Source organism: Pseudomonas sp. Pseusp11 (assembly GCF_047304405.1).
GTDB lineage: Bacteria > Pseudomonadota > Gammaproteobacteria > Pseudomonadales > Pseudomonadaceae > Aquipseudomonas.
Map to the genome: position 1 here is coordinate 1 of NZ_JBGLZF010000043.1, position 23,298 is coordinate 23,298.

A 23,298-nucleotide genomic window follows, 5' to 3' on the forward strand; every position below is an offset into this window, starting at 1 on the left:
CCCTGCCTTATCAACTCCTTCTGGCTTCGATGAACTGAAGCGTAACCGCTGTCGAAAACTGCGTAACTCATTGTTTACCAAGGAGTTTTCCGTTTCGACTGCGCCGGAAGTGGGGCGAATTATAGACGTCCTGAATCTGCCGTCAACCTCTAATTACGCCTTTCTTGCAGAAGGTGCCTTTTTAACGATTAAACGTGGAATTCGGCGCGTTACAGGCGGCAATCTCAATACTAATAACAACGCACCTATAGAAGCGTAGATCGCCCACTCCCTCAGATCGGCGCGAACGATCCACAACATATGCAGCAACCCAAGCCCGAGAATCACATAGACCAACCGATGCAATCTTTTCCAGCGAACGCCCAAACGCCGCTGACTGTAACGATTGGAGGTAACCGCCAGCACCAACAAACCGAGAAGCCCCAGCACCCCGACGATAATGTACGGCCGCTTGCGCAACTCGATACCCAGTTGTGACCAATCAAAGCCGAGGATGAACGCCGTATAGCCGCTCAAATGCAAAACCACATAGGCGAAACACCACAACCCCAACTGCCGTCGGACAGCTATCCACCCCGACCAACCGGTGAGCTTCTGCAAAGGCGTCATGCTTAACGTAATGAGCAGCAGGACAAGCGCCCCCAACCCCAGACGATCAACCAGCACCTTTCCCGGATCAGGCCCCAGCACATCCGCCCAGGCTTGATACAACCAAAGCAGCGGCCAAATCGCCGCGGCGATAAAGACACCAATACGCCAGAACAGATATCGCATCAGTAATTCTTCCGCAGATCGAGCCCTGCATATAAAGAAGCGACTTCATCCGAGTAGCCGTTGAACATTTGCGTGTCCCGCACATTGGGCTTGAACAGACCGCTCGGCAAACGTCTTTCCCGTGCCTGCGTCCAGCGCGGGTGGTCGACTGTCGGGTTCACGTTCGCATAAAAACCATACTCATTCGAGGCAATGCTCTGCCAGGTGGTTTTCGGCTGCTCACTGACCAGACTGATTCGCACGATGGACTTGATGCTCTTGAAGCCGTATTTCCACGGCACCACCAGACGTAGCGGCGCGCCGTTCTGATTGGGCAACTCACGTCCATACATGCCTACAGCGAGAATCGCCAACGGATTCATCGCCTCATCCAGACGCAGCCCTTCTACATATGGCCAGTCGATCAAGGCGAAGCCAGAACGCTGTCCAGGCATACTCTTGGGATCTTGCAGGGTTTCAAAGCGAATGAATTTGGCCTTGGACGTCGGTTCTACCTCCTTCAGCAAAGCCGAAATTGGAAAACCTATCCACGGAATGACCATCGACCAGGCCTCCACACAGCGAAGACGATAAATACGCTCTTCCAGCTGATAAGGCTTCATGAAGTCTTCCAGCGCATACCGCCCCGGCTTACCCACCTCCCCGTCTACCACCACGCTCCACGGTTCGGTTTTCAGCCCGCCGGCGTTGGCCGCAGGATCGCCTTTGTCGGTACCGAACTCATAGAAGTTGTTGTAGTGGGTCGCATCCTTGAAAGGCGTGATTGCTTCATCCTTGACGTTGACCGCGCCCCATTTAGTGGAAGGCAGTTTTTCGGCAAACCAGGACGGCGCCCTGCCAGGCTCGACATCGGCATAACGCGCAGCGCCGTCGGCACTCGCCCAGCGCGGCAGAGTACTCACAGCCAAACCGGCGACGGCGGCGCCTAATATATTGCGACGGGAAAGGTAGAGAGATTCAGGCGTGACGTCCGACTCATGACAGTCAGACGCTTTGGGGACTTTGATCAGCATGGCAACTCCGCAGCAATGGAGGACAGATGCACCCATAGACTGCGGAGTATGAGGGAAATTACATTACTCGGCTTTTTTGTGCCGACGAAGACGCAGCAGGTACTGCACCGGCCCGGAAGCCGCATAGGCAAGGAAAACCAGCAGCAGGATGCGCGGCGGATCACTGAATACAACGGCAAATACCAGCACCACTGCCAGGATCGCGACAAAGGGAACGCGCCCCTTCAAGTCCAGCTCCTTGAAGCTGTTGTACTTGATGTTACTGACCATCAGCATGCCCGCGGCGGCGACCATCAGCGCAACCAGGAACGACATTTTGGAACCCTGAATGCCGTAATCGCTGAACGCCCAGACAATGCCCGCGACCACACCGGCCGCAGCCGGGCTGGCCAGACCGATGAAGTAGCGCTTGTCAGCGGTGCCGACCTGCGTGTTGAAGCGCGCCAGGCGCAACGCCGCACCCGCCACATAGATGAAGGCGACCATCCAGCCGACTTTGCCCATATCGCCCAAGGCCCAGCCGAATGCCAGCAAAGCCGGCGCGACGCCAAAGGCAACCATGTCCGACAGCGAGTCGTACTCCGCACCGAAGGCGCTTTGGGTGTTGGTCATGCGAGCGACGCGACCGTCGAGGCCGTCGAGCACCATGGCGACGAAAATCGCGATCGCGGCAAACGCAAAATATTTGCTCGCGCCGATTGCATCACCGGCACTCAAGGCGCTCTGGGCGCTCATCGAGTTGATAATGGAATAGAACCCTGCGAACAGGTTCGCAGTGGTGAACAGATTCGGCAGAAGATAGATACCACGATGCCGGACTTTACGGCCTTCAGCGTCATGCCCTTCTTCGATGTGCTCATCGATGGGCAGAAGGCTTTCGGCGTCAGAAGCCTGCTTTGGCTCTTCGGGACGTTCGCTCATGGACATTACCTTGCAACGGGGTGGAAAGTTTCGACAGGTGTCTGGGACGACGGTTCGACCGCAAACGATGCAGCTTTATACCAGAACCGGCGGATCCAAACGAAAAAACGCGGCCTAGGCCGCGTTTTCCGTACAAGCTCGTGACTTAGTTCTTGGCTTTGTCGACGATCTTGTTGGCACCGATCCACGGCATCATGGAGCGCAGTTGCTCACCGATGATTTCGATACCGTGAGCGGCGTTATTACGACGCTTGGCGGTCATCGAAGGATAGCCGGTGGCGCCTTCGCTGATGAACATCTTGGCGTATTCGCCGTCCTGAATACGTTTCAGGGCGTTGCGCATGGCCTGACGGGATTCGGCGTTGATTACTTCCGGACCTGTCACGTACTCGCCGTACTCAGCGTTGTTGGAGATCGAGTAGTTCATGTTGGCGATACCGCCTTCGTACATGAGGTCAACGATCAGCTTCAGTTCGTGCAGGCATTCGAAGTAGGCCATTTCCGGCGCGTAGCCAGCTTCAACCAGGGTTTCGAAACCGGCTTTTACCAGCTCAACGGTACCGCCGCACAGAACGGCTTGTTCGCCGAACAGGTCGGTTTCGGTCTCGTCCTTGAAGGTGGTTTCGATGATGCCGGTACGACCGCCACCAACGCCGGCAGCGTAGGACAGTGCAACGTTTTTGGCGTTGCCCGAAGCATCCTGGTAGATAGCGATCAGGTCAGGGATACCGCCGCCTTTGACGAACTCGGAACGCACGGTGTGGCCCGGAGCTTTCGGCGCGATCATGATCACGTCGAGGTCAGCGCGCGGCACAACCTGGTTGTAGTGGATCGCGAAGCCGTGGGAGAAGGCCAGGGTGGCGCCTTTCTTGATGTTCGGCTCGATTTCGTTCTTGTACAGGGAGGACTGGAACTCATCCGGGGTCAGGATCATGACCAGGTCGGCAGCCGCTACGGCGGAAGCAACGTCAGTCACTTTCAGGCCGTGGGCTTCGGCTTTGGCAACGGTGGCCGAGCCTTTACGCAGGCCAACGGTAACGTCAACGCCGGAGTCTTTCAGGTTGCACGCTTGAGCGTGGCCTTGGGAGCCGTAACCAATGATGGCAACTTTCTTGCCCTGGATGATCGACAGGTCGCAGTCTTTATCGTAGAAAACTTTCATGAATTTCCCCTTTATATCTGGCCCTCAGGCCATTCGCTAATTTGGTTTAGATGCTCAGTACTTTGTCGCCGCGGGCAATCCCGGTGACGCCACTGCGTACGGTTTCCAGAATCGAGGCAGTACCGATCGATTGAATGAAGCTGTCGAGCTTGTCGCTGGTACCGGTCAATTGAACGGTATACACGCTGGCGCTGACATCAACGATCTGCCCACGATAAATATCGGTGGTGCGCTTGATCTCGGCGCGCTGGGCGCCGGTGGCCTTGACCTTGACCAGCATCAGTTCGCGCTCAATGTGAGCACTCTCCGACAAGTCGACCAGTTTGACCACTTCGATCAGCTTGTTCAGGTTCTTGGTGATCTGCTCGATGATTTCATCATGGCCGACAGTGGTCAGCGTCAGACGCGACAAAGTCGGGTCTTCGGTTGGCGCCACGGTCAGGCTTTCGATGTTGTAGTTGCGCTGCGAAAACAGGCCGACTACACGAGACAGAGCGCCCGGTTCGTTTTCCAGAAGCAGGGAAATAATGTGCCGCATGATTAAGTACGCTCCGTCTTGCTCAACCACATATCACGCATGGAGCCGTCTTTGATCTGCATCGGGTAGACGTGCTCGCTGGTGTCAACCGAGATATCGATAACCACCAGGCGATCTTTCATGGCGAACGCCTCCTCCATCTTCGACTTCAAATCTTTCGAGTCGGTGATGCGCACGCCAACGTGACCATAGGCCTCTGCCAGTTTGACGAAGTCAGGCAGCGATTCCATGTAGGAGTGCGAGTGACGGCTGCCATAACTCATGTCCTGCCACTGGCGAACCATACCCAGCACGCCATTGTTCAGGATGACGATTTTTACCGGCAAACCGTATTGCAGGCAGGTCGACAGTTCCTGAATGTTCATCTGGATGCTGCCCTCGCCTGTTACGCAGGCGACATCGTCATCCGGGAAGCTCAGCTTGATGCCCATGGCCGCCGGAAAACCGAAGCCCATGGTGCCCAGGCCACCGGAGTTGATCCAGCGGTTCGGCTTGTTGAACTTGTAGTACTGCGCCGCGAACATCTGATGCTGACCCACGTCGGAGGTCACAAAGGCGTCGCCCTTGGTCACTTCGCACAGGGTTTCGATCACGGTCTGCGGCTTGATCACGCTGCCGTCGCCCTTGTCGTAAGGGAACAGACCGCGGTCACCGCGCCACTCATCAACTTGCTTCCACCAGCTGGCAACGGACTCCTTGTTCGGGGTCTCGCCGATTTCCTTGAGGATCGCGACCATTTCGGTCAGGACGCTCTCGACCGGGCCAACGATAGGCACGTCTGCCTTGATGGTCTTGGAGATCGAAGCCGGGTCGATGTCGATGTGAATGATCTTGGCATTCGGGCAGAACTTGGCCGGGCCGTTGATCACGCGGTCATCGAAACGCGCGCCGACTGCAAGGATCACATCGGCATGGTGCATCGCCAGGTTGGCGGTGTAGCTGCCGTGCATGCCGAGCATGCCGATGAACTGACGGTCAGTGCCAGGGTAGGCACCCAGGCCCATCAGGGTATTGGTCACTGGCAGGTTGAGCATCTTCGCCAGCTCGGTCAGCGGCGCAGAGCCACCACCGAGGATCACGCCGCCGCCCGAATACAATACAGGGCGCTTGGCCGCCAGAAGCATTTCGGCTGCCTTGCGGATTTGCCCGGAGTGACCGCGAACGGCCGGGCTGTAGGAACGCAGCTTGGCTTTTTTCGGGAAGATGTATTCGAACTTTTCGGCCGGGTTGGTCATGTCTTTCGGGATATCGACAACGACCGGACCAGGACGACCGGATTGCGCCAGGTAGAACGCCTTCTTCATGACTTCCGGGATTTCCGAAGCGTGCTTGATCATGAAGCTGTGTTTCACGATCGGCCGGGAGATACCGATCATGTCGGTTTCCTGGAACGCATCGGTGCCTACCATGGTGCTAGGCACCTGGCCGGAAATGATCACCATCGGAATGGAGTCCATGTAGGCCGTGGCAATACCGGTGATGGCGTTGGTTGCGCCCGGGCCGGACGTCACCAGTACCACGCCGGCTTTACCGGTGGCACGGGCATAGCCGTCAGCCATATGGGTCGCAGCCTGCTCGTGACGAACCAGGATGTGGGTCACTTCCGGTTCTTTGAACAGGGCATCGTAGACATGAAGAAGAGCACCACCCGGGTACCCGTAGATATATTTGACGCCTTCGTCACGCAAAAAGCGGACGAGCATCTCACCGCCAGATAAAAGCTCCACGTTGTTCACCTCTAAAACGCCAGAATACCGCCCACATACAAGAGGACGGGTCTTAATAGGTTTACTTCTCGGCAGAGCATGAGCGACGGTGGTCGCCGACTACGTCAGCACTGACTGAGCAAGTATTGGGATCGTCCCAAGTGTTGCGGGCCTTTCCCACCCAGCGCGAGGTAACGCGTTGCGGGTGTAACAGGTCGGCGCGGATGTGCGCCTCATGATCTACCGAGTGGGTCTGCTTCTGGCAGTCCCTCTACAGCGGACTTTGGATTCTTCTGTTTCGCCCATCGCAAGTCAAGCCGTCAATGTGCTTTATTGAACTAAGCGCATGAGAACGCAAGAAAAAACCTTTAAACCGCAACTGTGTTAGCTTCAATTGCGCACCCCCGATAAGGAATGGCATGCGAACGCTCATCTTCACCGCCAGCTTGCTGATCAGCCTGAGCCCTTTGTGCATGGCGGGTCAGATCTATAAATGGGTCGATGCCCAGGGCGTCACCCATTTCGATGCGCAACCACCCCAGGGCCGAGAGGCCACCTTGATGGTCACGCCCTCCCCGCCCGTCGGCAAGCCTAGCGCGCCATCGCGCGGCAACATTATAGGCGATCAAAAAGCCATCGATAAAAAAGTGAAAAAGCAGGTCGCCGAGCAGCAGGCCCAGCTAAAAGTGTTCTGCGAACAGGCTCGGACGAACCTGGCTCAACTGCAGAACAATCCGCGATTGCGGGAGGAAGTCGACGGCGAGACGCGCCGCCTGACCGACCAACAACGTCAGGAGCGCATCACCGAAGCACAAAAACAGATTGCGAAAAACTGCATGTAGGAGCTGTCGAGGGTTCGGGATCAGCGGGAGGCGGTGATCAACACGTCGAACTCTTTGAGCAAGACCTGAAGCTGCCGATCCTTGCCCCGGACGTTGCGGGAGGCGAAGACCATTTCGGCCATCTCCTGAATCCCCGATGCGTTGGGCAATGGCAGGTTCTGCTCCAGGATCGACTTCATCCTTGGCAGGAAGATCCATTGCAGCCACTGCTCGAAATCCAGCGTATCCACCGAAAACGGTTCAACGCTGGAGAGCGCCTCAGCGGACGGCGGCACTTCATCCCACCAACCCTGAACGCGCAGTTCGCGCTCGATCAACAGCAACTGCTCGGCAATCTTCGGAAAGCGCATATCCATCACAGCGAAACCTTGGCCTTCTGACGAGCCAACGCCGCACCGGCCGGATCACCCTGTTTTTCACGGGCCTGGGCGATCAATTCCCACAGGCTGGCCTGAAGGTCCGGACGCCCATTGGCGAACGTCAGGCCACGACGGGCAAACTGCTCGGCCTGCGCCGCATCACCTTGAGCCATACGTACCTGGGCCAGGCGATAAAGCACTTGCGGCTCGCGCGGTGCAACACGCTGGGCACGTTCGAGGCTGGAAGATGCGCCATTAAGGTCGCCACTGGCCTGTTGCTGCTGGGCGGTGGTCAACAATGCCAGGACCGGACCGTCCAGTTGCTCATCGGCGGACAGACCGCCGGAGTTCGCCGAAGGAATCCCGCTGGGCGTCGACGGCATGCTGTAACTGCCCTGATTGATCGGTGCCGACTGAACCGGCGAGGTATCGATCGGCCCTGGAGTAATCGGACCCGGGGTGATCGGCGAAGTGCTGATCGGTGCCGAGGAGACGGCGCCACCACCCGGGACCATCACCACGACGCCGGTGTCACCTTGCGGGATCGCCTGAGTCTGAGCTTGTACAGGACGTTTCACCGTCGACTGACGGAAACCGCCATTCGCCGAAATCCGCTCACTGTTGGAGACAGCAGTCCCGGCGTCCACAACCGGGATCGAACCACGCTGTACAGTGGAGCAGCCGCTGAGCAAAGCCACGGCAGTCACCGCTGGAATCAACCACTTGTTCACTTCAAATCCTCTTTGCTTAATTCATCCAGCCCTTGACCCAATCCATCACCGATTCAGCAGGGCTTTCGCCACCGCAAGCAGCACCGGGAGGCGGTTCGCTGCCGCGAATATACGGCATCTGCACCGCGCCTGGGCAGCTGGCTTCGGAACCTTGCCCGGTACGTGAATCGACCCAGGCCTGAACAATGTTATCCGGCTGCGGCATGTCCAGCGGCAGCGGATCGGCCTTGCGCATGAAACTGGTCCAGACCTGCAACGCACCGGTGGCACCGGTAAACGGTGTCTTGCCATTATCATCGCGCCCCAGCCAGACCACGGCCAGCAGATCCTGACTGAAACCGGCGAACCAGCTGTCCCGCGAATCGTTACTGGTACCGGTCTTGCCGGCCAGGGTCAGGGTTTTCGGCAACACGTTGTAAACCGAACTGCCGGTACCTTCACGCATGACGCGCTGCATGGCGTTCTGGATCAGGTAAATGGACGCCGGATCAAATTGCTGCTGAATCTGGAACGGATAACGCTTGAGCGGCTCGCCCTCGGCAGTCAGTACGCTGCGAATCCCGCGCATCGGCGTATTGAACCCGCCATTGGCCAGCGTCTGGTACATGGTCGCCACTTCGATCGGGGTCATACCGCCGGCACCGAGCAACATCGACGGGAACGCCGGGAACTCGCGACTCACCCCCAGTCGTGCCAGGGTCTTCAAGACATTCGGCACGCCCACCGCCAACCCGAGACGCGCGGTCGACAGGTTGTAGGAATGCGCCAACCCTTGGTACAGGAACACCGTGCCGTGGGAGCGGCGATCATAGTTCTGTGGTTTCCAGATCTGACCATCCGCGCCTTTGACCGAGAAGTAGTCATCCGATAGCCAACTGGTCAGCGTGTACTGGCTCGGCTTTTCAAGAGCGGTCAGATAAACCGCCGGCTTGATCAAAGAGCCGATCGGTCGCACCGCGTCCAACGCACGGTTAAAACCGGCAAAACTCGCCTGACGGCTGCCGATCATGGCCTGGACCTCACCGGTTTCCGGGTTGGTCACGACCATCGCCGCTTCCACGTCATCGGAACCCTTGCGCCCGGCCAAGCGCTTGAACGTGTCGTTGACCGAAGCTTCGGCTTTCATCTGCAGGATCGGGTCGAAACTGGTGAAGATTCGCAGCCCTTCTTCAGTCAAGTCTTCGTCGCGGTAGTCTTCGCGCAACTGACGTTTGACCAGATCGAGGAAGCCCGGGAACGAGCTGTCGGCCAACTTGCCGCGAGTGGTCACACCCAGTGGCATTTTCTTCGCCGCCTCAACCTGCTCGGCGCTGGCAACGCCTTGCTCCTTCAGAACATCGAGCACCAGATTGCGCCGCTCCAGCGCCCGCTCAGGGTTGCGACGCGGGTTGTAATAGGACGGCCCCTTGACCATGCCCACCAACAAAGCGACTTGATGCAGTTTCAGCTCGGACAATGGCTGCCCGAAGAAGAACTGGCTGGCCAGGCCGAAGCCGTGCACCGCGCGCTGACCATCCTGGCCGACGAACACTTCATTGAGGTAAGCCTCAAGAATTTCGCTCTTGTCGTAATGCAGCTCAAGCAACATCGCCATCATGGCTTCGGTGAGCTTACGGGTCAGGCTGCGTTCATTGGTGAGGTAGAAGTTCTTGACCAACTGTTGCGTCAGCGTACTACCGCCCTGGGTCATCTTGCCGCCCGAGGTGTTGACATAGATAGCTCGAGCAATCGACTTCGGCGACACGCCCCAGTGGCTGTAGAAATCCCGGTCTTCTACGGCAACCAGGGTTTCGAGTAGATACGGCGGAACCTGATCGATCTTGATCAGGATGCGGTCTTCAAGGTTTTTCGGGTAAATCCCGCCGATCAGCAGCGGCTCCAGTCGCACCACGGAAAGCTTCGAACCGTTGGTCGCCGAGAGCTCGGCCACGTAATCGCCGGAGAACCGCACGCGCACGGGCTGCGCCTGCTCCATGCCTTCATAGAACTGGAAGCCTCGGGTATTCAAGTCGACGGTATTGCCATTGACCGCTGCCGCGCCGGGGCCGTTGCTGACCGCTTCGCGCCGGTAGCCCAAGGCATCGAGTTCGGTGAGGAAGTCGTCCTTGCTGAGCTTTTGTCCGACGAACAGCTCGAGCGGGCGCGCGTACACCTTGGCCGGGATGGTCCAGCGCTTGCCGGAGAACTTCTCCTGGACCACGGCGTCGAGGTAAACCGCGAACCCGGCGAGCACCACAAGGCCGACCAGGCTGAGTTTAAGGGCCCAGCCCAGCCAGGGGCGCATGCCCTTGGAAGGTGGTTTTTTAGGGGTGCGGGGGGATCGAGTTCGAGTCATGGCGGCGGATTATACGCACTTTATTCATCCTCAACAGGAGCCCTCTGAGGTTTGCGTCGGACGGACTTGCAGCCATAATGACGGCCTTGAATTTTCCCCCAGACTCTGAAGGATCACCTGTGAGCCAGTCCCTGATCGCTGCCCTGCAAAACCCGGCCCTCTACCCGCATCCCGTAGAAGCGTTCCAGGTCATCGAGACCCATATTTCCTGGGTGATACTCACAGGCCCCTATGCTTATAAAGTGAAGAAGCCAGTGAACTTCGGCTTCCTCGACTTCACCAGCCTTGAGGCTCGCGAGCATTTCTGCGGTGAAGAACTGCGCCTGAACCAGCGCCTGACCCATGACTTGTATCTTGAAGTGCTACCGATCACCGGCAGCGCCGAGGCGCCACAATTGGGCGGCGATGGTCCGGTTGTCGAATACGCCCTGAAAATGCGTCAGTTCCCACAAAGCCAACTGCTCAGCACCCTGCAAGCCAACGGCGAATTGACCACCACGCACATCGACGAGATGGCCGCGCAGATCGCTCAATTCCACCTCAGTGCGCCGAAAGTGCCTGCCGAACACGAAGCCGGCACGCCGGACAGCGTCATGGCGCCGGTACGGCAGAACTTCGAACAGATCCGCCCGTTCCTCAGCGACAAGGCCGATCTGCTGCAACTCGATGCACTGCAAGCCTGGGCCGAAAGCAGCTTCGAGCGCCTCAAGCCGCTGTTCGCCCAGCGCAAGGCCGACGGCTTCATTCGTGAATGCCATGGTGACATTCACCTGGGCAACGCTACCGTGATCGACGGCAAAGTGGTGATCTTCGACTGCATCGAGTTCAACGAACCGTTCCGCTTCACCGACGTTTACGCCGACACCGGTTTCCTGGCAATGGACCTGGAAGACCGCGGCCTGAAGAGCCTGGCACGCCGTTTCATCAGCCAATACCTGGAACTGACCGGCGACTACCAGGGCCTTGAGCTGCTGAACTTCTATAAAGCCTACCGCGCGCTGGTTCGCGCCAAGGTCAGCCTGTTCAGCATGCCGGCCGAAGCCGATCCGGTGCAGCGCGCTACCACTCTGCGTCAGTACCGCAACTACGCCAACCTGGCGGAAAGCTACAGCACTATTCCTTCGCGTTTCCTGGCGATCACCCACGGTGTTTCCGCCGTCGGCAAAAGCCATGTGGCCATGCGCCTGGTGGAGGCATTGGGCGCCATTCGCCTGCGCTCGGATGTAGAGCGCAAGCGTATGTTCGGCGAACAGACCGTACCGAACGCCCCGCAAGCCGGCATCTATAGCGCCGACGCCAGCGTCGCCACCTATGCCCGCCTGCATGAGGTTGCCAATGTAATTCTGCGCGCCGGCTTCCCGGTGGTGATCGATGCCACTTATCTCAAGCGCGACCAACGCGACAGCGCGGCAAAAATTGCCGAGGCCACCGGCGCGCCGTTCCTGATCCTCGATTGCGACGCGCCGCAAGCGGTGATCGAGAGCTGGTTGAAGCAACGCCAGGCGGACAACAACGATCCGTCCGACGCCAACCTGGCTGTTATCGCCGCCCAGCAAGCCAGCCGCGAGGCCCTGACGCCAGCAGAAATCCTCTGCAGCAAGCGCGTCCAGACCAATGAAAGTGGCACCCTCGATACGGTCGTTGCGCAGATTCGCCAGCGCCTGCCTGGTCTGTAAGAAACTATTTCAACCGTGAAGCCCTCGCCGGCTTCACGGCTGTCAAATAGTGGCACTATACTGGCGTCATAAAACCATCAGGTGATGCGACATGAGCCAGCCGAAACTTCTCGACACCCCGCTTTATGCCTTGCTGCACAAAGACGACATCACAAGCTTCAACAATGAACGCCCGAAAGATGGACCTATCGACATGGTCGGTGGTGACTTCCGCGGGCTCGATCTGCGTGAACTGAACGCCGACGGCATCGACTTCACCGATGCCTATTTTCGCTCTGCCGACTTGCGCGGCATCGATTTTCGCAACTCATCCCTGGAAGGCGCGAGCCTGGCCCACGCGCAGATCTCCGGCGCCTACTTCCCGCCAGAGCTGAGTGCCGATGAGATTCTGATGTCGATGAATTTCGGGACACGTCTGCGTTATCGCACCCGCTGAATAAGCGAGCTTCACTCAGTCCAGCGCCCCCGCCTGCGCTGGACTTTGTAGTTTTTTTGCTCGAAAACTCAATTTTCCATACGCCATCGGGTTGCATCAGCCACCTTTTCCCGCCGCTTCTTGAGTTTTCCTCTTAGAAGCTTTTGCGTCGAAACCGACCAAACAATCACGCTTTTCCTACTGATGGCTACACTGCTGAGAGGCTCGCCCACGCACCATTCGGCTGTCGCAAGGAGGCTTGATGAATGATGAACTGCAACACCTGAAGAATCTTGGCAAGACGTCGGCGCAATGGCTGCATGCCGTGGGCATCCACAGTGCCTCGGACTTGCGTCGGCTGGGAGCTGTGGACGCCTATCGGGCCGTGCGCACTCGCGGTTTTCGGGCGTCCAAGGTGTTGTTGTATGCGATTGAAGGCGCGTTGATGGATGTTCACTGGAACGACATTCCCGCCGAGCGCAAGGAAGCCTTGAACAAACAGCTGGATGCTATTTCGTCTCGCCACAAGAATTGAACGGATAATTTCACTCGAACGCACAGCCTGAAACCCAATGATTACGAGACTTCCCAGTGAAGGAATGACGTAATTCACGAATACGGGAAATCAGCGGTTGACTTGGTAATGAGAATCGCTATGATTATCACAACTGGTCGCGAGACTGGTCGATATTCTGAAAAGCCCTTGGTTCGGACTCTCAGATTATCTCCTCATCAGGCTAATCACGGTTATTTGACCCGGCTCTTGCCGGGTCTTTTTTTGCCTGTGGAAAACTCGCCTGATTTTATTGGCCTGACGGCTTGCCGAACTGCTTGCGCATTTGCGCGCAGTAATCCTGCGGCGGCGTGGTGGGCGTATACCAGACGTAATCAGCCATGGCCGACGTGACCTCCGCACCCTGCTCCGCCAGCATCAATACCGTTGGTGCCTCGGGCTCCCCCAGATCCAGCACATGGATCGGCACCCCGACATCCTTGCGTGCGTGGAACGCGCCGGCAAACAACAGAGAAGGCATCGGTGCCGCCCGTAATCGCTCGGCTATCCGCCGGTCACGCTGCTGCTGCACGGCCAGCATCGCGGGCATCTGTGATTCAGGCAGCAAGCCGCAGTGGGAATCGCTGATCTGTGCCAGCAACTCATTCTTGACCGTGGGAGCGTTGGAGCGCGTACCGCTCAATGTTGTCGGTTTGGCATAGACCGTACGGACTTCAGGCGTATCCAGATTGGCCGCCAGTAACGGGTATGGCTGAGTCAGGGCAAAACGAACGATCGGCCCGTATAGACTCCAGTCCCATCCCGGCTGCCAGGCCAATGCCCCGGCCAAGTCGGTCGGCAGCGGTGAGGCATGCCGAACGTCATCGATGCGCTGTTGTTGAGCCGGCGTCAGCATTTCCAGCAGCAGACTGCCTTGGGGCCGTCGCTCACCCAGCGCCCGCAATAACCACAATTGCAGTTGATGGTGATCACGATTGTCATGCTGCTCACCGACGATCAGCCGCGAAGGTTCCGCCAACCGTGCAAGCAGTTCTTGCGCCGTCAGGGTCTGACCGCTGCGCAGATCCCGAATTTCGCCGCTGACCGGCGGTACCGCTACATGCTGGCAAGCACTCAGTAACAGCGCGGCCAGAAAAACCATCATGCGTGTTTTCATCCCTAAAACACCTCAGCGGGCGATGATCAGCGGATGCCCACGCTCCGGGTGCGGTTGCACCAATACTTCCAGCCCGAACACAGCCTTGAGCGGTTCCGGGCGCAATACCTGCTCCGGCGTGTCCAGCACCACAGGACGCCCACCTTCGAGCAGTAACAGTCGGTCACAATAACGCGCCGCCAGGTTCAGATCATGCAGGATCACCAGCACCGCCGTACCGCGATCGGCGAATTCACGCACCGCTTGCAGAGTGGTGTGCTGATGCAGCGGGTCGAGCATCGACGTCGGCTCATCGAGCAACAACGTCTGCCCCGCCTCGCCCGGCCAAAGCTGCGCCAACACCCGCGCCAAATGCACCCGCTGACGTTCGCCACCGGACAACGCCAGATAACTGCGACCGCTCAAGTGCCCCGCATCGGCCGCCTGCAACGCGGCGGCGACAATCTCCTCATCCCGGACCCGACCGCTTTGATAAGGCAGACGGCCCATGCCGACCACTTCTTCGACGCGAAAGGCAAAGTCCAGGGTCGACACTTGCGGCAATACTGCCAAACGCCGGGCTCGCTGCGCTCCGTTCCAATGACTCAACTCACGCTCATCGAGCCAGACGCTGCCATGGTCCGCCGGCAATTCTCCGCACAGGGCGCCGAGCAACGTGCTTTTGCCGGCGCCATTAGGCCCCAACACGCCGAGCACTTCGCCCGGTTTAAGCTCAAGGGTGATGTCCGTCAGGACAACTTTTCGACCGCGACGGATTTGCAGGTTCTGCGCTCGCAACATCAGGCACGCCCTCTGAGCAATAAATACAGAAAGAACGGCGCGCCGATGAGGGCGGTGACAATCCCGATCGGCAACTCAGCCGGCGCCAGCGCCAGCCGCGCCACCAGATCAGCAAACAACAGGAGACTGGCCCCCGCCAACACCGACGCCGGCAACAACACCCGATGATCGGGGCCGACCAGCAGCCGCACCAGATGCGGCACCACCAGGCCGACAAACCCGATCATCCCCGCCGCAGCTACCGCCGCGCCGACACCCAACGCCGTGCAGAACACCAATTCGCGCTTGAGTCCTTCGACGTCGATACCCAGGTGGCCGGCCTCCGACTCCCCCAGCAACAATGCGTTCAAGGCCTTGGCCCGACGCGGCAACCACAGTGCCACACCGGTGCTCACCAGCAATAACGGCCAGAGTCGCGCATAACTGGCGCCGTTAAGGCTGCCCAGGTTCCAGAACGTCAGGGTGCGCAGGGTCGCGTCATCCGCCAGATAGGTGAAGAGCCCGACCGCCGAACCAGCCAGGGCAGTCAATGCAATACCGGCCAGCAGCATGGTCGCGACGTTGGTCTGGCCATTGCGTCGCCCCAGTCGATAGACCAGCGCCGTCACCCCCAACCCGCCGAGAAACGCGCACACCGACAACAGATATGGCCCGAAGGATTCAGACAGTCCACCGAATACCGAGCCGCCGACAATCGCGATAGCCGCGCCCAATGCCGCACCGCTCGACACCCCTACCAGGCCCGGGTCGGCCAGAGGATTGCGAAACAAGCCCTGCATCGCCACGCCGGACAGCGCCAGAACCCCGCCCACCACCAAGCCCAGCAAGGTTCGCGGCAGGCGGATTTGCCCGAGGATCAGTTCGGCCTGCTCCAACCCGTCGGCAGCAATCGGCAGGCCGACCAAGCGCAGCGCCGCGCGCAAGGTGTCGAACAACGGCAAGCTCACCGACCCCAACGCCAGCGACAGCCAGATCGCCAGCAAACACAGCAAGCTCAAGCCAATGAACAACGCACGAGGTTTAACCAGAAGGGTCATTGGCCAGTCGTACCGGGATCGAACAGGTGCATAAACAGCCTCCTTTAAAGGTTTCCCGGGCATAGAGCTGACAGGCCAAGTATTCTCGGCATCCGGTAATCGCCCCGAGGGCGAGCTACCATTTGATAATTGCTTGCATTTGAACGTCAAGCTCGGACATTCCGGGTCACGAGCTGCTGGACTTGAGGATAGACATGAAGTTTCTTTGCACAGGCGCCGAATTGGCTGACGCCAGCAGTCGCGGTTTCGACGTCGACGGCCAGAAGCTCCTGGCCGTGCGCCGGGGCGGTCGGGTGTATGTGTATGAAAATCGCTGCCCGCACCGGGGCGTCGGACTGGAATGGAAACCCGACCAGTTTCTCGACCCCAGCAACAGCTTGATCCAGTGCGCGACCCACGGCGCACTGTTTCTGATCGAGGACGGTGAATGCGTCGCTGGCCCCTGCGCCGGACAATCCCTGACTACCATCCTCTGCCGCGAGGATGAACAAGGGATCTGGGTTACGCTCTAAAGCAACACATCCAGCTGCCGATCGACCACCATCTCTTCGTGAGTCAAGCGCACGCCATACGCCAGCACTTCGACTCCACACGCCACCGCCTCACGCAACGCAGCTGCGTAGGCCGAATCGATTTCTTCGGCAGGACGCACCGCGTCGATCCCTGTCAGGTTCACGCAATACAACTGCACTGCCCGAATCCCGTCCCTGGCCAAATGCGCCAGTTCGCGCAAATGCTTGGCCCCACGCTGGGTCACCGCGTCAGGAAATGCCGCCACCGCCGAGCCATCAAAGCCCAGGGTGACGCTTTTGACTTCCACATAAGCCGGCCCGCCCGGGTAATCGAGACGAAAATCGATGCGGCTGTTTTCCTGACCATAGGCCACTTCGCGCTTCAGTTCGGTAAAGCCGTTCAACTCGGTGATGACGCCAGCCTGCAACGCTTCCTCGATCAAGCCGTTGGCGCGCCCGGTGTTCACACAGAACAGCCGTCCCTGTGGGGTTTCGCCAACTTCCCAAGTGCCGGGCAACTTGCGCTTGGGGTCGGTGGAGCGGCTGAACCAGACTTGCCCGCCCTCGACCTGGCAATTAAGCATCGAGCCAGTGTTCGGGCAGTGAATGGTCAGCAACTCGCCGCCAACGGTTTCGATATCGGCGAGAAAACGCTTGTAACGACGAATCAAGCGACCTTCTTCAAGGGGAGGATGAAAACGCATCAGCCTTGCCAGCTCTTCAAACCGCGGGCGATCCGCTCGACTGCTTCCTGCAAGCGCGGAAGGCTTTGGGTGTAGGCAAACCGCACATGATGCCCGGCCTGATGACGCCCGAAGTCCAGGCCCGGAGTAATTGCAACATGCTCGGTTTCGAGGAAGTGTCGGCAGAACGCGAAGGCATCGCCGCCGAACTTGCTGATGTCGGCGTACAGATAGAACGCGCCTTCCGGTTCAACGGCGATACCGAAACCCAATTCCCGCAGGGCTGGCAGCAGGAAATCACGACGTCGACCGAACTCGGCGCGGCGCTCCTCGAAAATGCTGATGGTGGCGGGTTCGAAGCAGGCCAATGCCGCGTGCTGGGCCATGCTCGGTGCGCTGATGTAGAGGTTCTGGGCGAGCTTCTCCAGTTCACCGACCGCCGCTTCAGGTGCGACCAGCCAACCAAGGCGCCAGCCGGTCATGCCGAAATACTTGGAAAAACTATTGAGGACGAACGCGCTGTCATCGACTTCCAGCACGCTGGCCGCATCCGTGCCGTAAGTCAGGCCATGGTAGATCTCGTCGACCACCAAATGACCGTGGCGGGCCTTGATCGCCGCGGACAGCCCGGCCAGCTCATCACGGGTCAGGATGGTCCCGGTGGGGTTGGCCGGCGATGCTACCAGGGCACCGACGCTGTCGTGATCCCAGTGACGCGCGACCAGGTCCGGGGTCAGTTGATAACGCACGTCCGGGCCGACCGGCACCAGCTGCGCCGCACCTTCCACCAGGCGCAGGAAGTGCCGATTGCACGGGTAACCCGGGTCGGCCAGCAGCCAGTGCTTGCCTGGGTCCACCAGCAAGGCACTGGCCAACAGCAATGCGCCTGAACCGCCAGGCGTGATCAGAATGCGTTGCGGATCGATGTTCAGCCCGTAACGCTGCTGATAAAAGCCCGAAATGGCCTCACGCAGCTCGGGAATGCCGCGAGCGGCGGTGTAACGGGTCTTCCCCGCCGTCAGCGCGGCCTGGCCAGCCTGGATGATCGGCTCGGCGGTGGTGAAGTCCGGCTCGCCGATTTCCAGGTGAATCACGTCGTGGCCAGCCGCTTGCAGCTCGTTGGCCCGCGCCAGCAGGGCCATAACGTGGAACGGTTCGATAGCGCGACTGCGCGCACTGTAGGACGGAGCCATTAGCCTTCCTTACAACGGGGAAAAGAATTGATTCTACCCAAGCGCAGGAACGAGCGAGAGTCTAAAGCGGTCAGAGCCCATATAATGCTGGTCTCAATCGATTCAAGCGTATGTCTCAGGTTTGGCTAAAATCAATAATTGATCAGGTCTCCTTAGCCACCAGACGTAGCTTTGCAATCTTTTGCAAGCACCACGGGCCGCGGGCTCGACATCCGGGAGTAGCGCGGTCCGATTTGATCTGGTAAGTTCGCCCGCTTGCAGCCGCAGGGCCGGCAGGTGTCGGTGATGGAGCAATCCTGCGCAATGGATTACAAGAGTAGAGGCGGTCCATTTCATGCCCACCCAAGCAAAGCAGCAAAATCAGTCGATCAGCGGCTTCGAACCCTACAAAGAAGTGAAGGGCGAAGAGTATATGGGCAAACCCATGCGTGCTCACTTCACCAAGATCCTGAACAAGTGGAAACAGGACTTGATGCAGGAAGTCGACCGTACTGTTGATCACATGAAAGACGAAGCGGCCAACTTCCCTGACCCGGCAGACCGTGCCAGCCAGGAAGAGGAATTCAGCCTCGAATTGCGCGCCCGCGACCGTGAGCGCAAGTTGATCAAGAAAATCGACAAGACCCTGCAACTGATCGAAGACGAAGAATACGGTTGGTGCGAGTCCTGCGGCGTCGAAATCGGCGTCAAGCGACTGGAAGCCCGTCCTACCGCCGACATGTGCGTTGACTGCAAGACCCTGGCGGAAATCAAGGAAAAGCAAGTCGGCAAGTAATCTCGACTTGAACGAAAAACGGAGCGTGCGAACGCTCCGTTTTTGTTTCTGACGCTTTTAGACGTTAAATAATCGCCATGACTGCCATCTCCTCCCCCACCTACATCGGGCGCTTCGCCCCCACGCCCAGCGGGCACCTGCATTTCGGTTCGCTGGTGGCCGCGCTAGCCTCGTACCTCGACGCCCGTTCGGTCGGCGGGCGCTGGCTGGTGCGCATGGAGGATCTAGATCCGCCACGCGAGGAGCCCGGCGCTCAGGCGGCGATTCTCAAGGCGCTGGAAAGCTACGGTTTCGAGTGGGATGGCGAGATGGTCCGACAGAGTGACCGCCACGCGGCCTACGCCGACGTCCTCAATCGCCTGTTCAGCCAGGGCCTGGCCTATGCGTGTACCTGCTCGCGCAAGCAACTGGAGCCCTATCACGGCATCTATCCCGGGTTCTGCCGCAACGCGGGGCACGGCACCGAGAATGCGGCGATCCGCGTGCGCGTACCGGAGCTGGAATACCACTTCATCGACCGGGTGCAGGGCGAATTCCGTCAACACCTGGGCCGCGAGGTGGGTGACTTCGTGATTCGTCGCCGTGACGGGCTCTACGCCTATCAATTGGCGGTGGTGCTGGACGATGCCTGGCAAGGCATCACTGATATCGTGCGCGGCGCCGACCTGCTGGACTCCACGCCACGCCAGCTTTATCTGCAAGAACTGCTCGGCCTGCCGCAACCGCGCTACCTGCACATCCCGCTGATTACCCAGCCGGACGGCCACAAACTCGGCAAATCCTATCGCTCGCCGCCGTTGGCCGAAGATCAGGCCACGTCGCTGTTGCTGCGCGCATTGCGGGCGCTGGGGCACAATCCTGTTATCGAACTGAATGACGCCACGCCACGGGAGGTGCTGAATTGGGGCATTGCCCACTGGGATGCGTCGCTGATCCCGCGCACACTGACGTTGCCTGAAGCGCAACTGCAGTGATGCCACTTGCAGTGGCGCACCCATCCGTTACCATCGCCGCACGTTTTCGGGCACGCGCATAAAAGAGAGAGGCCGGGATGTACATCTATCGCTTGGTCCTGCTCCTGGTAGTGGGGATTTATCTGTTCTCCCCGGCCATCATGGATTGGTGGATCGACGCCACTGGCGCCTGGTATCGCCCTTATTTGCTCTGGCTGATTCTGATCGTCGTGACCTTCATCCTGCAGAGCCAAAAAGATGCCGATGAGCTTTAGCCTGACCCAGATGATCCTGATCAGCGCCGCGTACCTGGCGGTGCTGTTCGGTGTGGCCTGGATCAGTGAACGGGGGATGATCCCCCGGGCGATCATTCGCCACCCGCTGACGTACACCCTGTCGCTGGGCGTTTATGCCAGTGCCTGGGCGTTTTACGGCACAGTGGGCCTGGCCTATCAGTACGGCTACGGTTTTCTGTCCAGCTACCTCGGGGTTTCCGGGGCGTTTCTGCTGGCGCCGGTGCTTTTGTACCCGATCCTGAAAATCACCCGCACTTACCAACTCTCATCGCTGGCCGACCTGTTCGCGTTCCGCTTCCGCAGCACCTGGGCCGGTGCGCTGACGACGATTTTCATGCTGGTCGGCGTACTGCCGTTGCTGGCGTTGCAGATTCAGGCGGTGGCCGACTCCATCGGCATCCTCACCCGTGAGCCAGTTCAGCATCGCGTGGCCCTGAGTTTCTGCGCGCTGATTACGCTGTTCACGATTTTCTTCGGTTCGCGCCACATCGCCACCCGCGAGAAGCATGAAGGCCTGGTGTTCGCGATTGCCTTCGAGTCGGTGATCAAGCTGATCGCGATTGGTGGCGTCGGCCTGTATGCGCTGTATGGCGTGTTCGACGGCCCGCAACAGCTGGAACTGTGGCTGCTGCAAAACCAGACCGCCCTCGCCGCCCTGCACACGCCACTGCAGGAAGGCCCATGGCGCACGCTGCTGCTGGTGTTCTTCGCCTCGGCGATCGTCATGCCGCACATGTACCACATGACGTTTACCGAAAACCTCAACCCGCGCTCTCTGGTCAGTGCGAGCTGGGGCTTACCGCTGTTCCTGCTGCTGATGAGCCTGGCAGTGCCGTTGATTCTCTGGGCCGGGCTGAAACTCGGCGCCACCACCAATCCGGAATATTTCACCCTGGGCATCGGCATCGCCGCCAATAGCAAAGCCCTGGCGCTGTTGGCGTATGTCGGTGGATTGTCGGCGGCCAGCGGGCTGATCATCGTTACTACGCTGGCGCTGTCCGGGATGGCACTGAACCACTTGGTGCTGCCGCTCTATCAGCCGCCGGCCGAGGGCAATATCTACCGCTGGCTGAAATGGACCCGCCGGGCGCTGATCGTCGCGATCATCATGGCCGGCTACGGTTTTTACCTGATGCTGGGCGCGGAACAGGATCTGGCCAACCTCGGCATCGTCGCCTTCGTCGCCACGTTGCAGTTCCTGCCGGGAGTGTTGTCGGTGCTGTACTGGCCGACCGCCAACCGTCGCGGCTTCATCGCAGGCCTCCTGGCGGGGATTCTGGTGTGGCTGGTGACCATGCTGTTGCCGCTGGTCGGCAATCTGCAAGGCTTCTACATTCCGTTGCTGAACATGATTTACGTGCTGGACGACACCAGCTGGCACATGGCGGCAATTGCCTCGCTGGCCGCCAACGTGCTGATGTTCACCCTGATTTCACTGTTCACCAACGCCAGCCCCGAAGAGGCCAGCGCCGCCGAAGCCTGCGCGGTGGACAACGTTCGCCGCCCGCAACGCCGCGAACTGCATGCCGCCTCGCCTCAGGAATTCGCCACACAACTGGCCAAACCACTGGGCGCCAAAGCAGCGCAGAAAGAAGTCGAACAAGCGCTGCGTGACCTTTATCTACCGTTCGACGAACGCCGGCCTTACGCCTTGCGTCGTTTGCGTGACCGTATCGAAGCCAACCTCTCCGGCCTGATGGGCCCGAGCGTGGCGCAGGACATGGTCGAAACCTTCCTGCCCTATAAGGCCGGCGGCGAAAACTACGTCACCGAAGACATCCACTTCATCGAAAGTCGCCTCGAGGATTACCACTCGCGCCTTACCGGCCTTGCCGCCGAACTCGATGCCCTGCGCCGCTACCACCGCCAAACCCTGCAGGAATTGCCGATGGGCGTGTGCTCGCTGGCCAAGGATCAGGAAATCCTCATGTGGAACAAAGCCATGGAGGAACTGACGGGGATTGCCGCGCAGCGTGTGGTCGGTTCGCGCCTGAGCACCATTGCCGATCCGTGGAAAGAGCTGCTGCAAGGCTTCATCAATCTGCCGGACGAGCACTTGCACAAGCAGCACCTGGCCCTCGATGGCCAGACCCGCTGGCTGAACCTGCACAAAGCGGCGATCGACGAACCGCTGGCGCCGGGTAACAGCGGCCTGGTGCTGCTGGTGGAAGACCTGACCGAAACCCAGATGCTCGAAGACAAACTGGTGCACTCCGAGCGCCTGGCCAGCATTGGCCGACTGGCGGCCGGCGTGGCCCATGAAATCGGCAATCCGATCACTGGCATTGCCTGTCTCGCGCAGAACCTGCGCGAAGAACGTGAAGAAGACGCCGAACTCACGGAAATCAGCGGGCAGATCCTCGAGCAGACCAAACGCGTGTCACGCATCGTTCAGTCGCTGATGAGCTTCGCCCACGCGGGCGCTCATCAGCACAGCGACGAGCCCGTTTGTCTGGCGGAAGTGGCCCAGGATGCCATCGGCCTGCTGGCCTTGAACCGGCGCAATTTCGAAGTACAGTTCTACAACCTGTGCGACCCCGATCACTGGGTCGAAGGCGACCCGCAGCGGCTCGCCCAGGTATTGATCAATCTGCTCTCAAACGCCCGTGACGCCTCGCCTCCGGGCAGTGCAGTGCGCGTCAAGAGCGAAGCCGGCGAACACACGGTCGATCTGATCGTCGAAGACGAAGGCAGCGGTATTCCCTCGAGCATCATGGACCGACTGTTCGAACCCTTCTTCACCACCAAGGATCCTGGCGAAGGCACCGGTCTGGGCCTTGCACTGGTCTATTCCATCGTTGAAGAGCATTATGGACAAATCACCATCGACAGCCCGGCTGATGTTCAAAGCCAACGCGGCACCCGTATCCGGGTGACCTTACCGCGTCATGTCGAAGCGACGTCCGCTGTGAACTGAGACCGTCGAG

At 59.3% G+C, this 23,298-nt stretch carries 23 protein-coding genes; 9 read left to right on the forward strand and 14 right to left on the reverse strand.

Features of this window, described 5'->3' with window-relative positions; all coding sequences use genetic code 11:
• Positions 1–153: 153 nt before the first annotated feature.
• The 6 genes from msrQ to ACCC96_RS25240 form a co-directional block, all read right to left on the reverse strand.
• Positions 154–774 (reverse strand): protein-methionine-sulfoxide reductase heme-binding subunit MsrQ, encoded by a 621-nt coding sequence (gene msrQ, locus ACCC96_RS25215; protein WP_413697233.1) that lies wholly within the window; start codon positions 772–774, stop codon positions 154–156.
• Positions 774–1,787 (reverse strand): protein-methionine-sulfoxide reductase catalytic subunit MsrP, encoded by a 1,014-nt coding sequence (gene msrP / locus ACCC96_RS25220; protein WP_413697234.1) that lies wholly within the window; start codon positions 1,785–1,787, stop codon positions 774–776. The genes msrQ and msrP overlap by 1 nt, the downstream gene beginning before the upstream one ends.
• Before the next feature lie 63 nt (positions 1,788–1,850).
• A complete protein-coding gene (gene pssA, locus ACCC96_RS25225; RefSeq protein ID WP_008006914.1) occupies positions 1,851–2,708 on the reverse strand; it encodes a CDP-diacylglycerol--serine O-phosphatidyltransferase in 858 nt (285 codons plus the stop codon).
• Between the two features lie 145 nt (positions 2,709–2,853).
• Positions 2,854–3,870: a ketol-acid reductoisomerase gene (gene ilvC / locus ACCC96_RS25230; RefSeq protein ID WP_003228216.1), complete on the reverse strand. Its 1,017-nt coding sequence runs from the start codon at positions 3,868–3,870 to the stop codon at positions 2,854–2,856.
• A 46-nt stretch (positions 3,871–3,916) separates the two neighbouring features.
• Positions 3,917–4,408: an acetolactate synthase small subunit gene (ilvN, locus tag ACCC96_RS25235; RefSeq protein ID WP_003205610.1), complete on the reverse strand. Its 492-nt coding sequence runs from the start codon at positions 4,406–4,408 to the stop codon at positions 3,917–3,919.
• A gap of 2 nt (positions 4,409–4,410) precedes the next feature.
• Entirely contained in the window at positions 4,411–6,135 is a 1,725-nt protein-coding gene (locus ACCC96_RS25240; protein WP_026331976.1) for an acetolactate synthase 3 large subunit, read from the reverse strand.
• Between the two features lie 398 nt (positions 6,136–6,533).
• Between ACCC96_RS25240 and ACCC96_RS25245 the strand changes: the two genes are divergently transcribed.
• A complete protein-coding gene (locus tag ACCC96_RS25245) occupies positions 6,534–6,956 on the forward strand; it encodes a DUF4124 domain-containing protein (RefSeq protein WP_413697235.1) in 423 nt (140 codons plus the stop codon).
• Positions 6,957–6,976: 20 nt separating this feature from the next.
• Here the strand turns inward: ACCC96_RS25245 and ACCC96_RS25250 are convergent, their stop codons facing one another.
• From ACCC96_RS25250 to mrcB, 3 genes are read right to left on the reverse strand one after another with little or no spacing between them, the layout of a single operon-like run.
• Positions 6,977–7,312 (reverse strand): YqcC family protein, encoded by a 336-nt coding sequence (locus ACCC96_RS25250; RefSeq protein WP_258671171.1) that lies wholly within the window; start codon positions 7,310–7,312, stop codon positions 6,977–6,979.
• A complete protein-coding gene (locus ACCC96_RS25255; RefSeq protein WP_019582850.1) occupies positions 7,312–8,046 on the reverse strand; it encodes a tetratricopeptide repeat protein in 735 nt (244 codons plus the stop codon). The genes ACCC96_RS25250 and ACCC96_RS25255 overlap by 1 nt, the downstream gene beginning before the upstream one ends.
• Before the next feature lie 16 nt (positions 8,047–8,062).
• Complete coding sequence (gene mrcB / locus ACCC96_RS25260; RefSeq protein ID WP_026346007.1) at positions 8,063–10,381, reverse strand: penicillin-binding protein 1B; 2,319 nt, start codon at positions 10,379–10,381, stop codon at positions 8,063–8,065.
• A 119-nt stretch (positions 10,382–10,500) separates the two neighbouring features.
• On the opposite strand from mrcB, the gene ACCC96_RS25265 reads away from it, so the two are divergent.
• The 3 genes from ACCC96_RS25265 to ACCC96_RS25275 all read left to right on the forward strand — a co-directional run bounded on the left by ACCC96_RS25265 (position 10,501) and on the right by ACCC96_RS25275 (position 13,007).
• The gene (locus tag ACCC96_RS25265; protein ID WP_413697236.1) at positions 10,501–12,057 is read left to right on the forward strand and encodes an AAA family ATPase; all 1,557 of its coding nucleotides are present in this window, start codon (positions 10,501–10,503) and stop codon (positions 12,055–12,057) included.
• A 91-nt stretch (positions 12,058–12,148) separates the two neighbouring features.
• Entirely contained in the window at positions 12,149–12,493 is a 345-nt protein-coding gene (locus tag ACCC96_RS25270; protein ID WP_019582853.1) for a pentapeptide repeat-containing protein, read from the forward strand.
• 241 nt (positions 12,494–12,734) lie between these two features.
• Positions 12,735–13,007 (forward strand): TfoX/Sxy family protein, encoded by a 273-nt coding sequence (locus tag ACCC96_RS25275; RefSeq protein ID WP_009050884.1) that lies wholly within the window; start codon positions 12,735–12,737, stop codon positions 13,005–13,007.
• Positions 13,008–13,275: 268 nt separating this feature from the next.
• On the opposite strand, the gene ACCC96_RS25280 is transcribed toward ACCC96_RS25275, so the two are convergent.
• From ACCC96_RS25280 to ACCC96_RS25290, 3 genes are read right to left on the reverse strand one after another with little or no spacing between them, the layout of a single operon-like run.
• Positions 13,276–14,142, reverse strand: coding sequence for a ChaN family lipoprotein (locus tag ACCC96_RS25280; RefSeq protein ID WP_413697237.1), 867 nt, complete (start codon positions 14,140–14,142; stop codon positions 13,276–13,278).
• A 12-nt stretch (positions 14,143–14,154) separates the two neighbouring features.
• Positions 14,155–14,922: a heme ABC transporter ATP-binding protein gene (locus ACCC96_RS25285; RefSeq protein ID WP_413697238.1), complete on the reverse strand. Its 768-nt coding sequence runs from the start codon at positions 14,920–14,922 to the stop codon at positions 14,155–14,157.
• A complete protein-coding gene (locus ACCC96_RS25290) occupies positions 14,922–15,905 on the reverse strand; it encodes a FecCD family ABC transporter permease (protein ID WP_413697250.1) in 984 nt (327 codons plus the stop codon). The genes ACCC96_RS25285 and ACCC96_RS25290 overlap by 1 nt, the downstream gene beginning before the upstream one ends.
• Before the next feature lie 248 nt (positions 15,906–16,153).
• Between ACCC96_RS25290 and ACCC96_RS25295 the strand changes: the two genes are divergently transcribed.
• Entirely contained in the window at positions 16,154–16,471 is a 318-nt protein-coding gene (locus ACCC96_RS25295) for a Rieske (2Fe-2S) protein (RefSeq protein ID WP_007938052.1), read from the forward strand.
• Here the strand turns inward: ACCC96_RS25295 and sfsA are convergent.
• Both sfsA and ACCC96_RS25305 read right to left on the reverse strand, forming a co-directional pair.
• A complete protein-coding gene (gene sfsA / locus ACCC96_RS25300) occupies positions 16,468–17,175 on the reverse strand; it encodes a DNA/RNA nuclease SfsA (protein WP_413697239.1) in 708 nt (235 codons plus the stop codon). The genes ACCC96_RS25295 and sfsA overlap by 4 nt on opposite strands.
• Positions 17,175–18,347 carry a pyridoxal phosphate-dependent aminotransferase gene (locus tag ACCC96_RS25305; protein WP_413697240.1) on the reverse strand — a complete coding sequence of 391 codons (1,173 nt, stop codon included), beginning with the start codon at positions 18,345–18,347 and terminating at the stop codon, positions 17,175–17,177. The genes sfsA and ACCC96_RS25305 overlap by 1 nt, the downstream gene beginning before the upstream one ends.
• Positions 18,348–18,681: 334 nt before the next feature.
• On the opposite strand from ACCC96_RS25305, the gene dksA reads away from it, so the two are divergent.
• The 4 genes from dksA (at position 18,682) to ACCC96_RS25325 (ending at position 23,288) form a co-directional block, all read left to right on the forward strand.
• Positions 18,682–19,122 carry an RNA polymerase-binding protein DksA gene (gene dksA, locus ACCC96_RS25310; protein WP_007902025.1) on the forward strand — a complete coding sequence of 147 codons (441 nt, stop codon included), beginning with the start codon at positions 18,682–18,684 and terminating at the stop codon, positions 19,120–19,122.
• Between the two features lie 77 nt (positions 19,123–19,199).
• Positions 19,200–20,096, forward strand: a complete 897-nt coding sequence (gene gluQRS, locus ACCC96_RS25315; protein ID WP_413697241.1) for a tRNA glutamyl-Q(34) synthetase GluQRS — start codon at positions 19,200–19,202, stop codon at positions 20,094–20,096.
• Between the two features lie 77 nt (positions 20,097–20,173).
• On the forward strand, positions 20,174–20,350 hold the full coding sequence (locus ACCC96_RS25320; RefSeq protein WP_003176118.1) for a hypothetical protein: 177 nt from the start codon (positions 20,174–20,176) through the stop codon (positions 20,348–20,350).
• A complete protein-coding gene (locus ACCC96_RS25325; protein WP_026286733.1) occupies positions 20,334–23,288 on the forward strand; it encodes a sensor histidine kinase in 2,955 nt (984 codons plus the stop codon). The genes ACCC96_RS25320 and ACCC96_RS25325 overlap by 17 nt, the downstream gene beginning before the upstream one ends.
• Positions 23,289–23,298: the final 10 nt, after the last annotated feature.

Excerpts from the sequence above, each read along its gene's own strand:
- msrQ (WP_413697233.1), bottom strand. The coding sequence starts at position 774 with ATGCGATATCTGTTCTGGCGTATTGGTGTCTTTATCGCCGCGGCGATT.
- msrP (WP_413697234.1), bottom strand. The coding sequence starts at position 1,787 with ATGCTGATCAAAGTCCCCAAAGCGTCTGACTGTCATGAGTCGGACGTC.
- pssA (WP_008006914.1), bottom strand. The coding sequence starts at position 2,708 with ATGAGCGAACGTCCCGAAGAGCCAAAGCAGGCTTCTGACGCCGAAAGC.
- ilvC (WP_003228216.1), bottom strand. The coding sequence starts at position 3,870 with ATGAAAGTTTTCTACGATAAAGACTGCGACCTGTCGATCATCCAGGGC.
- ilvN (WP_003205610.1), bottom strand. The coding sequence starts at position 4,408 with ATGCGGCACATTATTTCCCTGCTTCTGGAAAACGAACCGGGCGCTCTG.
- ACCC96_RS25245 (WP_413697235.1), top strand. The coding sequence starts at position 6,534 with ATGCGAACGCTCATCTTCACCGCCAGCTTGCTGATCAGCCTGAGCCCT.
- ACCC96_RS25250 (WP_258671171.1), bottom strand. The coding sequence starts at position 7,312 with ATGGATATGCGCTTTCCGAAGATTGCCGAGCAGTTGCTGTTGATCGAG.
- mrcB (WP_026346007.1), bottom strand. The coding sequence starts at position 10,381 with ATGACTCGAACTCGATCCCCCCGCACCCCTAAAAAACCACCTTCCAAG.
- ACCC96_RS25270 (WP_019582853.1), top strand. The coding sequence starts at position 12,149 with ATGAGCCAGCCGAAACTTCTCGACACCCCGCTTTATGCCTTGCTGCAC.
- ACCC96_RS25275 (WP_009050884.1), top strand. The coding sequence starts at position 12,735 with ATGAATGATGAACTGCAACACCTGAAGAATCTTGGCAAGACGTCGGCG.
- ACCC96_RS25280 (WP_413697237.1), bottom strand. The coding sequence starts at position 14,142 with ATGAAAACACGCATGATGGTTTTTCTGGCCGCGCTGTTACTGAGTGCT.
- ACCC96_RS25285 (WP_413697238.1), bottom strand. The coding sequence starts at position 14,922 with ATGTTGCGAGCGCAGAACCTGCAAATCCGTCGCGGTCGAAAAGTTGTC.
- ACCC96_RS25295 (WP_007938052.1), top strand. The coding sequence starts at position 16,154 with ATGAAGTTTCTTTGCACAGGCGCCGAATTGGCTGACGCCAGCAGTCGC.
- sfsA (WP_413697239.1), bottom strand. The coding sequence starts at position 17,175 with ATGCGTTTTCATCCTCCCCTTGAAGAAGGTCGCTTGATTCGTCGTTAC.
- ACCC96_RS25305 (WP_413697240.1), bottom strand. The coding sequence starts at position 18,347 with ATGGCTCCGTCCTACAGTGCGCGCAGTCGCGCTATCGAACCGTTCCAC.
- dksA (WP_007902025.1), top strand. The coding sequence starts at position 18,682 with ATGCCCACCCAAGCAAAGCAGCAAAATCAGTCGATCAGCGGCTTCGAA.
- gluQRS (WP_413697241.1), top strand. The coding sequence starts at position 19,200 with ATGACTGCCATCTCCTCCCCCACCTACATCGGGCGCTTCGCCCCCACG.
- ACCC96_RS25320 (WP_003176118.1), top strand. The coding sequence starts at position 20,174 with ATGTACATCTATCGCTTGGTCCTGCTCCTGGTAGTGGGGATTTATCTG.
- ACCC96_RS25325 (WP_026286733.1), top strand. The coding sequence starts at position 20,334 with ATGCCGATGAGCTTTAGCCTGACCCAGATGATCCTGATCAGCGCCGCG.